Origin of the sequence: Anoxybacillus tepidamans PS2 (genome assembly GCF_000620165.1) — a bacterium.
Lineage (GTDB): Bacteria > Bacillota > Bacilli > Bacillales > Anoxybacillaceae > Anoxybacteroides > Anoxybacteroides tepidamans_A.
In genome coordinates, this window is the sequence record NZ_JHVN01000026.1 from 22,384 (window position 1) to 33,935 (window position 11,552).

15 protein-coding genes are annotated in these 11,552 nt (G+C 44.6%); 4 read left to right on the plus strand and 11 right to left on the minus strand.

What is annotated here, in order from left to right; all coding sequences use genetic code 11:
* Positions 1-16 precede the first annotated feature (16 nt).
* The 6 genes from N667_RS0115680 to N667_RS0115705 all read right to left on the minus strand — a co-directional run bounded on the left by N667_RS0115680 (position 17) and on the right by N667_RS0115705 (position 6,209).
* The gene (locus N667_RS0115680) at positions 17-922 is read right to left on the minus strand and encodes a hydroxymethylglutaryl-CoA lyase (protein WP_027410432.1); all 906 of its coding nucleotides are present in this window, start codon (positions 920-922) and stop codon (positions 17-19) included.
* Positions 923-935: 13 nt separating this feature from the next.
* Positions 936-1,148 (minus strand): acetyl-CoA carboxylase biotin carboxyl carrier protein subunit, encoded by a 213-nt coding sequence (locus N667_RS0115685; protein WP_027410433.1) that lies wholly within the window; start codon positions 1,146-1,148, stop codon positions 936-938.
* An 85-nt stretch (positions 1,149-1,233) separates the two neighbouring features.
* A complete protein-coding gene (accC, locus tag N667_RS0115690; protein WP_027410434.1) occupies positions 1,234-2,586 on the minus strand; it encodes an acetyl-CoA carboxylase biotin carboxylase subunit in 1,353 nt (450 codons plus the stop codon).
* 9 nt (positions 2,587-2,595) lie between these two features.
* Positions 2,596-4,239, minus strand: a complete 1,644-nt coding sequence (locus N667_RS0115695; RefSeq protein ID WP_027410435.1) for an AMP-binding protein — start codon at positions 4,237-4,239, stop codon at positions 2,596-2,598.
* A 57-nt stretch (positions 4,240-4,296) separates the two neighbouring features.
* The gene (locus N667_RS0115700) at positions 4,297-5,439 is read right to left on the minus strand and encodes an acyl-CoA dehydrogenase (protein WP_027410436.1); all 1,143 of its coding nucleotides are present in this window, start codon (positions 5,437-5,439) and stop codon (positions 4,297-4,299) included.
* Between the two features lie 131 nt (positions 5,440-5,570).
* A complete protein-coding gene (locus N667_RS0115705) occupies positions 5,571-6,209 on the minus strand; it encodes a TetR/AcrR family transcriptional regulator (protein WP_027410437.1) in 639 nt (212 codons plus the stop codon).
* 144 nt (positions 6,210-6,353) lie between these two features.
* On the opposite strand from N667_RS0115705, the gene N667_RS0115710 reads away from it, so the two are divergent.
* A complete protein-coding gene (locus N667_RS0115710) occupies positions 6,354-6,899 on the plus strand; it encodes a flavodoxin family protein (protein WP_027410438.1) in 546 nt (181 codons plus the stop codon).
* 44 nt (positions 6,900-6,943) lie between these two features.
* On the opposite strand, the gene N667_RS0115715 is transcribed toward N667_RS0115710, so the two are convergent.
* Positions 6,944-7,552: a sterol desaturase family protein gene (locus tag N667_RS0115715; protein ID WP_027410439.1), complete on the minus strand. Its 609-nt coding sequence runs from the start codon at positions 7,550-7,552 to the stop codon at positions 6,944-6,946.
* 18 nt (positions 7,553-7,570) lie between these two features.
* Positions 7,571-8,338 (minus strand): alpha/beta hydrolase, encoded by a 768-nt coding sequence (locus N667_RS0115720; RefSeq protein ID WP_027410440.1) that lies wholly within the window; start codon positions 8,336-8,338, stop codon positions 7,571-7,573.
* A gap of 134 nt (positions 8,339-8,472) precedes the next feature.
* Here N667_RS0115720 and N667_RS0115725 point away from each other — a divergent pair, with 134 nt between their 5' ends.
* The 3 genes from N667_RS0115725 to N667_RS0115735 are packed head-to-tail and all read left to right on the plus strand — an operon-like array spanning position 8,473 to position 9,142.
* The gene (locus tag N667_RS0115725; RefSeq protein ID WP_027410441.1) at positions 8,473-8,718 is read left to right on the plus strand and encodes a hypothetical protein; all 246 of its coding nucleotides are present in this window, start codon (positions 8,473-8,475) and stop codon (positions 8,716-8,718) included.
* Positions 8,719-8,727: 9 nt separating this feature from the next.
* Positions 8,728-8,859, plus strand: a complete 132-nt coding sequence (locus N667_RS20365; RefSeq protein WP_269528362.1) for a hypothetical protein — start codon at positions 8,728-8,730, stop codon at positions 8,857-8,859.
* Between the two features lie 31 nt (positions 8,860-8,890).
* Positions 8,891-9,142 carry a DUF6154 family protein gene (locus tag N667_RS0115735; protein ID WP_027410442.1) on the plus strand — a complete coding sequence of 84 codons (252 nt, stop codon included), beginning with the start codon at positions 8,891-8,893 and terminating at the stop codon, positions 9,140-9,142.
* Between the two features lie 32 nt (positions 9,143-9,174).
* Here the strand turns inward: N667_RS0115735 and ilvA are convergent, their stop codons facing one another.
* From ilvA to N667_RS19585, 3 genes are all read right to left on the minus strand, one after another.
* A complete protein-coding gene (ilvA, locus tag N667_RS0115740) occupies positions 9,175-10,383 on the minus strand; it encodes a threonine ammonia-lyase (RefSeq protein ID WP_027410443.1) in 1,209 nt (402 codons plus the stop codon).
* 54 nt (positions 10,384-10,437) lie between these two features.
* The gene (locus tag N667_RS18860; protein ID WP_051530072.1) at positions 10,438-11,313 is read right to left on the minus strand and encodes an MFS transporter; all 876 of its coding nucleotides are present in this window, start codon (positions 11,311-11,313) and stop codon (positions 10,438-10,440) included.
* A gap of 80 nt (positions 11,314-11,393) precedes the next feature.
* The coding region (locus N667_RS19585; protein WP_156936147.1) for a zinc ribbon domain-containing protein at positions 11,394-11,552 on the minus strand (159 nt) is incomplete at its 5' end.

An 11,552-nucleotide genomic window follows, 5' to 3' on the forward strand; every position in this document is an offset into this window, starting at 1 on the left:
AATCCCCCCTATTCGATCACGAGCCGCATGATATGGTCTGCAAATGATGGCTATTGAGCGCTCGCCCGATTTTATTTTGAATAAACAAAGCCGCATCTGTTAAGCGCTCGCGGTCAATGCCAGTTGCAATCCCCATGCCTTCAAGCATATAGAGTAAATCGTCGGTCGCTACGTTTCCTGAAGCGCCCGGTGCATATGGGCATCCCCCTAGGCCGCCAAGGGAACTATCAAATGTAGTAATTCCCATTTCTAATGAAATGAGCACATTCGCAAGCGCCGTTCCGCGTGTATCATGAAAATGCATGGCTACCTTTTCTTTTGGAAACCGCTGCAAAAACGAATCAAGTACCAACTCGACTTGGCGCGGTGTCGCGACACCGATCGTATCCCCTAAAGAAAGTTCATCAATGCCCATTTCAAACAGCTTTTCTGCCACTTTCATCACTTGCTCTACCGAAATCGCTCCTTCATATGGACAACCAAAGACAGTTGAAACGTATCCCCGCACCGTTTTGCTAGCGCTTTTTGCTTCACGGACAACTTCCGAGAGTACTGGAAATGTATCAGCAATCGATTTATTAATGTTTTTTCGATTATGCGTTTCGCTTGCCGACATAAACACGGACACTTCGTCCACTTCGGATTCCAGCGCTTTTTCTAAGCCTTTTTGATTCGGAACAAGCGCCGCGTAAGTCACCCCCGGAACTCGCTCAATGCTTGTTGCCACGCTGAAAGCATCGGCCAGCTGCGGAATCCATTTTGGATGGACGAATGACGTAATTTCAATGTATGTTAATCCTGTTTTTGAAAGCTTATTAATCCAAGCAATTTTGTCTTCTGTCGCGATGGCAGTTGATTCATTCTGCAAACCATCGCGCGGTCCCACTTCTTTAATGGTGATATGTTCCGGCCATTTCTTCACGCGTACTCACCTCTTATTCAAGATCAAGCAATACATCTCCTTCATTGACGAAATCGCCTTCCTGTACATGAATTTCCTTCACTGTTCCACTTGTTTCAGCGGCAATCGGGATTTCCATTTTCATCGATTCTAAAATAACTACGTCCTGTCCTTCCTCTATTTGTTCACCAACAGAAACGACAATTTTCCAAACATTTCCTGCCATTGTTGCAACTACTTGTTTCATTTCACATCTTCCTCCATTTCTTAATCTTTATGTACTGTCTTCTGCCTCCTTGTCAGAAGCAGAAGACATATATTTAAAGAATTCTCTATTTAATAGACGATTTATGCAAATGAATGTTAACAAAATGAGTGGTTGTATGACCTGCTTGAAACTCCGGATGCGATAACACTTCTTTCAACATCGGAATATTTGTTTTAATCCCTTCAATGCGATACGCATCAAGTGCCTGTAGCATACGAACAATCGCTTCTTGGCGTGTTCCGCCTTTTGTGATCAACTTTGCAATCATCGGGTCGTAAAACGGCGTGACCGTCATGCCTGTTGCGACTGCCGTTTCGTTGCGAATATACTCTCCTTCTGGCAGCTCGAAAGCGGTGAGCGTTCCTGGTGACGGGAAAAACGTCTTCGGGTCTTCAGCATAAATGCGCACTTCAATCGCGTGCCCCTCGCAGCGGATATCTTCCTGCGTATAGCGCAGTTTCTCTCCAGCGGCAACGCGCAGCTGCTCTTCGACAAGATCAAGGCCCGTAATTTCTTCCGTAACCGGATGCTCGACTTGAAGCCGTGTGTTCATCTCTAGGAAATAAAAATTTTTCTCTTCATCGACGAGAAACTCAATCGTTCCCGCATTCGTATAACCGATATATTGGGCCGCCCGCACCGCTGTTTCTCCCATTTTCCGCCGCGTTTCTTCGTCTAAAAACGGAGACGGAGCCTCTTCAATCACCTTTTGGTGACGGCGCTGAATCGAGCATTCACGCTCCCATAAATACAAGCAATTGCCGTGCTGGTCTGCTAAAATTTGAATTTCAACATGTCTTGGATTGGCAATATATTTTTCTAAATACATCGCGCCGTCGCCAAAGAAAGAAGCCGCTCGCTTTTGATTGCCTTCAAATGCTTTGCGCAGTTCTTCTCCATTGTGAACGACTTGCATGCCGATGCCTCCGCCACCTGCGGAAGCTTTCAGCATGATCGGATAGCCGATCGATTCCGCGATTTTCGCCGCTTCATCCGCGTCTTGGAGCGGATGGGAAATGCCCGGCACAATCGGCACGCCCGCTTCCGCCATCGTTTTGCGCGATTCAATTTTGCTGCCCATGCGCGCAATCACGTCCGCGTTCGGTCCGATGAACACAATTCCTTCTTCTTCGCAGCGGCGGGCAAACGTCGGATTCTCCGATAATAACCCGTAGCCAGGGTGAATGGCTTCCGCTTTCGTGGCTTTAGCCACTTCAATGATTTTTTCAATATTTAAATAACTCTCACTGACGCGCGGCTTCCCAATTAAATGCGCTTCATCCGCACACTTCACATGGAGCGAATCGGCATCTGCTTCGGAGTATACGGCTACCGTTTGAATGCCTAGCTTCTGACACGTGCGAATGACACGTACGGCAATCTCTCCACGGTTGGCAATTAAAATTTTTGAAAACATACAATCCCCCTATTCTTTCATTGACTTAGCATCAAGGAGCTGTCTCGCTTGTTCGCGCAATTTGAATTTTTGAATTTTTCCTGATGCGGTCATCGGATAAGAATTGGTAAATTCGATGTAGCGTGGAATTTTATGGCGCGAAATTTTCCCGCGGCAAAATTCGCGAATTTCCTCTGCGGTAGCTGTCTGTCCTTCTTTTAAAATAATCCACGCCATTACTTCTTCTCCGTACTTTTCATCGGGAACGCCGACAACCTGAACGTCTAGTATTTTCGGATGTTTGTATAAAAACTCTTCGATTTCGCGCGGATAAATGTTTTCTCCGCCGCGGATAATCATATCCTTTAACCGCCCTGTAATACGGCAGTACCCATTTTCGTCCATGACTGCCAAATCGCCCGTATGGAGCCAGCCTTCCTCATCGATCGCTTCTTTTGTTGCTTCTGGATTGTTATAATATCCTTTCATGACGTGATAACCGCGCGTACACAACTCTCCTTGCACGCCGCGAGGCACCTCTTTGTTTGTTCCCGGTTCTACGATTTTCACTTCTACGTTCGGAAGAGCACGGCCAACAGTTTCGACACGCAAATGAATCGGATCATCCGTTCTTGTTTGTGTAATTACCGGTGAAGACTCCGTTTGGCCATAAGCGATTGTAATTTCTTTTGCTCCCATTTTTTCGATGACCGCCTTCATCACTTCGATCGGGCAGTTCGATCCAGCCATAATTCCTGTCCGCAATGAAGACAGATCGTATTTTTCAAAATCAGGGTCATTAAGCTCGGCAATAAACATCGTTGGCACACCATGTAAGGCTGTGCATTTTTCGTCTTGGACCGTTTGCAGCACTTGTTTCGCGTTAAACTCTTGCAGCGGCACCATCGTCGCTCCGACCGAGACGCACGCTAACGTGCCGAGCACGCAGCCAAAGCAGTGGAAAAACGGCACCGGGATGCATAAACGATCATCTTTCGTAAGTTTCATACACTGGGCGATGTTGTAGGCGTTGTTAACAATGTTATAATGAGTAAGCATGACTCCTTTTGGAAATCCTGTCGTTCCTGAGGTGTATTGCATGTTGATGACATCGTGCGGGTCGAGGAAATTCATTCGTTCGTCTAGCTCTTCTTCCGTTACATCGTGCGCCATCGCAAGAATGTCGTTCCATGAATACATGCCTGGATAACGCTTGTCACCGAGAACGATGACATTTTTCAACTTCGGTAGCCTTTTTGCCTGAAGCTGACCTGGTTGGCATTCACGCAGCTCCGGAGCGATTTCATAAATCATGTCAATATAAGAGGAATCACGATATTGTTCGATCAAAAGAAGCGTCGTCGAATCTGATTGTTTGAGCAAATACTCCAATTCGGCAGTACGATAGTTCGTGTTGACCGTGACGAGGACAGCACCCATTTTTCCTGTCGCAAACTGCAAAGCGAGCCATTCTGGAGTGTTTGTCGCCCAAACAGCGATATGTTCCCCCGCCTCCACGCCTAGTTTCATTAAAGCGCGAGCAACAAGGCGGCAATATTCATCAAACTGTTTGTACGTCATTCTGAGCCCGCGGTCCGCATATACAACCGCTTCATGGTCTGGATGTAATCTCGCTTTTTCTTCTAATAGTTTTCCAACAGTCATATTCAACATGTCGCCCATAAAATGCCCCCTTTGTCCCAAATTCAACATATGCCATTTTCCTATCTTTTAGCATCCGAGCTGGCGAGCGATGACAAGCCGTTGTACTTCCGATGTGCCTTCGCCGATTTCCATGAGTTTCATATCGCGCAAATGGCGCTCCACCCCATATTCCTTCATGTAGCCGTAGCCACCGTGGATTTGAATCGCCTGATTGCAAGCGCGAAACCCTGCTTCAGAGGCAAACAGTTTTGCAAAAGACGCTTCTTTTGTAAACGGTTTCCCTTTGTCCTTTAGCCAAGCCGCTTTGTACACCATGTTGCGGGCAAGCTCAATTTCCATCGCCATATCCGCCAGTTTAAACTGAATCGCTTGAAACTTGGAAATCGATTGGCCAAATTGCACGCGTTCTTTCGCGTATTGAAGCGCTTTCTCAAAAGCAGCTTGCGCAATCCCTACAGCAAGGGCCGCAATCGAAATCCGCCCTCCATCAAGAGTGTATAAAAATTGCTTAAATCCTTTGGTCGGATCTCCCAACACGTTTTCTTTCGGCACACGCACGTTCTCAAGCACAAGTTCGCACGTATTAGAAGCGCGGACCCCCATCTTATCGTAGTTGCAGCGGATCGTAAACCCAGGGGCATTCGTTGGAACAATAATCGCTGAAATAATGTTTTTTCCTCTCTCATCCTTTCCAGTCACAGCTGTCACAATCACTTGCCTTGCATGTCCAGCGTTTGTAATCCAGCACTTTTCTCCGTTGATCACGTATTCATCGCCATCAAGAACCGCTCTTGTCCGCGTTCCGCCAGCATCAGAGCCCGCGTTTGGCTCGGTCAATCCGAAAGCGCCTAGCGTCTCGCCTTTAGCCATTGGAACGAGCCATTTTTGCTTTTGTTCTTCGGTGCCAAAATAGTAGATTGGGCTTGCACCAAGAGAAACGGCAGCTGCGTAACTGAGTCCCGTCCCTCCGCAGGCGCGGCCGATTTCTTCGACGGCGATGGCATAGGAAATGGTATCTCCTCCTGAGCCGCCATATTGTTCCGGAAAAGGAATGCCTAATAGACCTAGCTCGCCCATTTTTTTGAACACTTCGACAGGAAAATAGGCTTCTTCATCCCATTTCGCCGCGTTTGGCGCAATTTCCTTCTCCGCAAATTCACGCACCATGTCTTTAATCATTTGCTGTTCTTTTGTCAATTCAAAATTCATGCTCTCTCCCCCATTTATTACATGATTATTTAAAACCGACTAGTCGGTTTTAAAAATGGACAAGACCGACTAGTTGGTTTGATTGCCTTACTAAAAAGCAATTGTACAGAAAGTAATCATTTTTCCACAGTTCAAACAAGACTTTTGTTATGCTTTATAAAGAAACAATGATGTTCTAGTTTTTTCTTTGCTTCTTCTGTAAGAACCGAATGCAAAATAAAATCGGTAAAATAGCTAGCGATTTGCTCAATCGTCATCGGCCCTTTAGGGTTATACCATTTATAGGTCCAGTTGACCATGCCCATAATGCTCATGCCTGTAATCTCTGCTGACAATTCCGGCCGGAACTCCCCTGCTTCAATCCCTTCACGAATGACCCGAAAAATCACTTGCTTAAACTCATCGCGTTTTTCATTAATTTTTTGTGAGTATTCTGGCTTTAAATATGTGCTTTCTTGATAAAATACGGTAATATGCGGCTTATACAAATGGAATACCTTTACAAATGATTGAATGATTGCGCATAATCGTTGAGTAGGAGTCTGGTAGTTTTGGTAGGCATCCTGTGCTTTATTCAATACATATGTAATAAATACGTCGTGGATGTGGTAAAGAAGTTCATCTTTCGATTTGAAGTTATGATAAAAGCCGCCTTTTGAAGTGTTGCTTTCTGTCACAATTCGGTCAACAGTGACCCCGTGATAGCCGTGTTGTTCAAAAAGGCGTAACGCGGTATCAATAATTCGGTCTCTTAACGATTTTTCCGCCATGAAAAGTCTCCTTTGCTTTTTATACTAACACAAATTCAGAAAAAAATAAACATTTTAACTATTTATAAAATAATGAATAGAAGGCAATCATGTCAATCGTCCTTTATAATAATTTTTGACAAAAAACAGAAAGAGGTTGATACAGTGGCAAATATATTAGTGCTCAACGGGAGCTCGCGCGAAAACGGGAACACGGAACAACTCATTAACGTTTTGTTGGAAGGAGTGGCTCATACAAGAATCGATTTAAGAAATTTTTCAATTCGACCGATTGTTGATAAACGGCATACACCAGGCGGATTTACCGAGGTAGCAGACGACTACGATCAAATCATTGAACTCGTCCGCCAACATGACGTATTAATTTTCGCTACCCCTATTTACTGGTACGGAATGACTGGGCAAATGAAGCTATTTGTTGATCGTTGGTCACAAAGCTTGCGCGACCCGAGATTTTCTTTTAAAGAGGAAATGAAGGCAAAAAAGGCGTTCGTCGCCATTTGCGGCGGTGACGATCCATATATTAAAGGACTGCCGCTCATTCAGCAGTTCCAATATATTTTTCAATTTGTTGGGCTTGAATATATGGGCTATTTAATTGGTAAAGGCAACGCGCCGGGCGAGGTTCTTTCCGATCAAAAAGCTATGAGAGAGACGAAATATTGGAATGATGTTTTTCGCTCGCTTTAATCGTGCCTAAATGAAGGGTGTCCCTCTTAAGGACACCCTAGTTTTTATCGTTTATTAAGCAGCTGTTTCGCTGTTTCGCTCCGGGGAACGTCTTTTTCATTCTTGAACGTGCCAAACATGATATCAAGCGATGGATTCGTAACGCCAAACCAGTAGTTCTCGTTCTTAAAATGGTGCCACATATGGATTTTTTTCATCCATTTCCCAAAGCGGGTGCGCGGTTGAATAGGCCGGTGAGCGACATAATGCGTCCACTCGTAATAAAGCAAGGTAAACGACAAGCCAGTGTATATCGCAAATGCGTAAGAAACTTCGTCGGAAAGAATGTAAGTAATGATGCTGACAAAAAACATTTGCGGGAGACTATACCAAATCGGCAAAAAGAGCAGTTCTACATTGTTCGGATCGGTATGGTGGTCATAATGCAACCGTTTCATTAAGGCAAGAAGAAATGGATGACGCGGCGACTTCATGTGAAAGATAAAACGGTGCGTTAAATATTCGCTTAAAATATAAAGAATAACTCCAATTAGAAATGGAAGCAGCACCGTCGCGCTTTTAGCATAATTAATCATCAGAACAACAGATATGAAGGCGGTTGCAGACATCATTGCCACGTCTTTTACCGAAAAAAATTCTTTCACATACTTCATTGACGCTCTCCTTTCATTTCAAATGCATTCGGTCAAAAATTGCACAACCGCCTCGATTAGCTCTTCCTCCCACTTATGTCCATCGAATGTATGATTCGCCCCGGCAATGAAGTGGACGTTCGCTTGCTCGCCGTAGCATCTTTCGCGGTACATATTACTTACATAACACGGCACTACCTCATCATTCGTTCCGTGAATAAGCAATACAGGACCTTGATACGGTTTGGCACGTTCAAACGCATCGATCGTTTGTAAGTCTTCGAGAAAGGCGCGCCCCACTAAGTTGCCGCCGTGGTCATGATAAGGAGCCGTGACATCGATACTTGTTTGGGCTGCTGTTTGTTTAATCAGCTCATACATGTTTCCGGGTGGGGCCAGCAATACTAATTTTATTATATCCGCTGGCCGGTCCCCTGCTACAACGCTCGCAACAAGTCCCCCCATGCTCAGGCCAAGTAAATAAATGCGCGAAGTATCAATCCTTTGATCCTTTTTTACAAAATCGATGATCGCATGCGCTTCCTCGATCTCTTTTGATAAAGTCATATCTTCAAAATTCCCGTCACTTTCCCCGCTTCCTAAAAAATCAAAACGAAAACTAGCGATATTTTGTCGTTCAAGCGCTCGCGATATTTTAAGAAATAAGCGATGCGGCTCAAGCTTTGTCCCGGTAAAGCCATGAAATAAAATAAGTGCAGGCACTTTACCTTCTTCCATCCGATCAGGGATGTGTTCCATGCCGCGCAACACCATCCCTCGATGTTTTAATTCAACCGCTTTTTGCATTATTGTCTTCCCCCTTTATCTTGCTTCTTCATTCGTGCTCTCTTGTTCAATTCCTCTATTTTTATGAAAAAAATGCTTGTTTTATGCATAATATATACATTCTTTTTAAAAGATAAGAAAAGGAGGTGACCGTTTTGGAACCGATGTTATGTCCGAACTGCAAAACAAACCGTACTCGTTTTAATTTAATTGAACAACGTGCGCGGGCTGTCAAACTCCATCCACAAACAGGAGAAATTGAACATGAATATTCCAATGACACACTTGATCCTTTTCATCTCCCGTACCGCGGTCCTGACTATCGAGTGCAATGCGCTGCCTGCGGGTTGATTGAGCAACCCGAAATGTTTATCAAACATGCGCAACATTTTCAGAAATGAGGTGGAAACATGACAAACAAACAAACTCCGTCACAAGAGGTAGATCAAAAACAACTCGTCAATGAGAAGGCAAAGCAAGCGAGAACAAAAAGCGATGAACATGTTCGCCGCGTGACGCCTAACGGAGCGGATGGGCAATAAAAACGCTCATTGACTAACCGGAGGGCTTACTATGAAATTTGTAGATGAGTTGTACGAATACTATAAAGATCGTCTGACAGGAGACGAGGAAGATGTAGAAATTATGACGATGTCGATTTTAGAAGAATTGAGCCGACAAGACTTGCTTCAACTTATTGAGGAAATGGATGATGCAGAACTCGTCGGCATGGTCGGCCTTTACATCTTGGAGAGTTTAAAAGCGAAGATGGCGCATGAAGGAATCGGGCAAACAAAACTATCATCAACATCTATCGTGCATTAAAAAAGGATGGCGAAAAGCCACCCTTTTCTGTTTTATTGAAAAAATTCGACGTCGTATCCCTCTTTCGTTAACACTTGATGAATTTGGTGAATATGATCTTGATTTTTCGTCTCAAGTGAAAAATGAACTTCCGCTTGCCCAGGCAGCACTTTCACACCAATTCGCTGATGGTGAATGGACATCACATTTGCTTCAAGCTCAGCGAGAATGCGAAGAAGCTTGTTTAACTGTCCCGGCTTATCAGAAATAACAGTTGTAAACGTGACGAATCTCCCAGACTCCACTAGCCCTCGTTCAATAATGCGGGAGATCAGAGTGACGTCCACATTTCCTCCGCTTAAAACAGCGACTACTTTTTTTCCGGTAAATGGCAACTTATGATATAATAACGCAGCAATCGGACAAGCTCCCGACCCTTCGACAAGAAGTTTGTTTCGCTCGAGCAAATATAGCATCGTTCGCGAAATTTCCGCTTCCTCGACGCAAACAACACCATCAACATATTTTTCAATATATTCATATGTGAGATTGCCTGGCTTTTTCACCGCGATGCCATCGGCAATCGTATCAGAGGACGTAATCGTCACAGGCTTTTTATGACGAAGGGCAGCCGTCATCCCAGGACAGGCAGACGACTCGACTCCATATACTTGAATGGAAGGCTTCAGCTGTTTTAGCGTAAAAGCTAATCCAGCAAGCAACCCGCCGCCGCCGACAGGGCACAACACCACATCGACATCCGGAAGCTGCTCTAAAATTTCTAAACCGATTGTTCCTTGTCCCGCCATAACCGCTAAATCATCGTACGGATGCACGAACGTCGCCTGGCGTTGTCGCTGCAATTCAAGGGCATATTCAAGCGATTCATCAAATACATCGCCGTGTAAAATCACCTCGGCTCCGTATCCTTTCGTCGCTTGCACCTTGCTTAACGGCGCTCTTTTGGGCATGACAATCGTACAAGGAATGCCGATCATCGTACTGGAATACGCTACTCCTTGTGCATGATTCCCCGCCGATGCGGCCACAACTCCCCGCTTTCTTTCTTCTTCGCTTAATGACATAATTTTGTTGAACGAACCACGCACTTTAAATGACCCGGTTTTTTGCAAGTTTTCCAACTTCATATACACTTCGTTGTTGGAAAATCGGCTAAACGTCTGCGAATATTCAAGCGGCGTCTCATGGACGGTCCCTTTCATTTTTTCCTTTGCTTGCAACACATCGTTGAGAGTTAACATGTTCATCACCTAACTATTTGTCATTTAACGTCTGTAATTGACATTATAACGGATCTATAGGCTATATTCTATATGTTGCCTTTTATCTTTCAACAAATGGGTCACATATAATAGAAACGGAAAGCCTAAAAAACTTAGCAATGCAAGTAAGCCGAATAAATAGATCCCTTGAGAAGCTCCGAATATCGACAAAAGAAATCCGCCGACCGTCGGCCCGAGGGAATTTCCGATCGATGTAAATCCCATCGCCCCAAAATACAGCCCTTTCATGCCCGGTTTAGCGATTTGATCGGCAAATACATCGGTCATCGTAAACATCATCACTTCCCCGACTGTAAAAATAATCATCGATACTACTAACAACAGCGGTTGATGAAACAGTCCGAATAAACATAAACCTACTCCTACTGTAATGGTTCCAACGGCGATGGAAACAATCGGCGAATATAGCTTGCCGATGCGTGAAACCGGATATTGTGTCACTAAAACCGTAATCGCATTAACAATGATCAAGTAAGAGAAGAGTTTTACACCGTTTTCGTGCGATGATAAATATTGAGGAATGGTCGAATTAAACTGCGAATATCCGGCCATCCCCAACGTAATGCCAATAATCGCAAGCAAGAAGATTTTATCTTGTGCCAATACTCGACAAGCTTTCTGCAATGTTACGTGCTCCTCTGCTTCATTAGTCGAAAGGCCAATTGGATACCACCGAAACATGAACAACAACGAGATCCCGTATATCGCATATATAGCAGCTGTCAGCCAAAAAGCGGATGTTGATGAGGCACTTCCCAATTTTAAACCCATCAATGGACCAATCGCTGCCCCGACATTGATGGCCGCATACCGCAAGTTAAATACAAACAGCTTCTCTTCTTGCTTTGTCACATCTGTTGAACTACTCCCACTTTCACTTTGTTTCAAAGTGGGAGATTCCTACGAACACCGAAGCCTCCTTCGGTTCTCTTAGTAGGCGATCCCCGTCGTCCCAACGGTTCCGTTGTCTAACACGACAACAAGCGCAGTCCTTCTTTTAGAATATTGATACTCGCGTTCTGATCCCGATCGTGATGGGTTCCACAAGATGGACATTCCCATTCACGAAGGTTCAGATGTTTCACCTCTTGGTGTTGGTAGCCACAGCACGAACAGAGTTGGGAAGA

Coding starts and splice junctions, on each gene's coding strand:
- N667_RS0115685 (WP_027410433.1), bottom strand. CDS start 1,148: ATGAAACAAGTAGTTGCAACAATGGCAGGAAATGTTTGGAAAATTGTC.
- accC (WP_027410434.1), bottom strand. CDS start 2,586: ATGTTTTCAAAAATTTTAATTGCCAACCGTGGAGAGATTGCCGTACGT.
- N667_RS0115695 (WP_027410435.1), bottom strand. CDS start 4,239: ATGTTGAATATGACTGTTGGAAAACTATTAGAAGAAAAAGCGAGATTA.
- N667_RS0115700 (WP_027410436.1), bottom strand. CDS start 5,439: ATGAATTTTGAATTGACAAAAGAACAGCAAATGATTAAAGACATGGTG.
- N667_RS0115705 (WP_027410437.1), bottom strand. CDS start 6,209: ATGGCGGAAAAATCGTTAAGAGACCGAATTATTGATACCGCGTTACGC.
- N667_RS0115715 (WP_027410439.1), bottom strand. CDS start 7,552: ATGAAGTATGTGAAAGAATTTTTTTCGGTAAAAGACGTGGCAATGATG.
- N667_RS0115720 (WP_027410440.1), bottom strand. CDS start 8,338: ATGCAAAAAGCGGTTGAATTAAAACATCGAGGGATGGTGTTGCGCGGC.
- N667_RS20365 (WP_269528362.1), top strand. CDS start 8,728: ATGACAAACAAACAAACTCCGTCACAAGAGGTAGATCAAAAACAACTC.
- N667_RS0115735 (WP_027410442.1), top strand. CDS start 8,891: ATGAAATTTGTAGATGAGTTGTACGAATACTATAAAGATCGTCTGACA.
- ilvA (WP_027410443.1), bottom strand. CDS start 10,383: ATGTTAACTCTCAACGATGTGTTGCAAGCAAAGGAAAAAATGAAAGGG.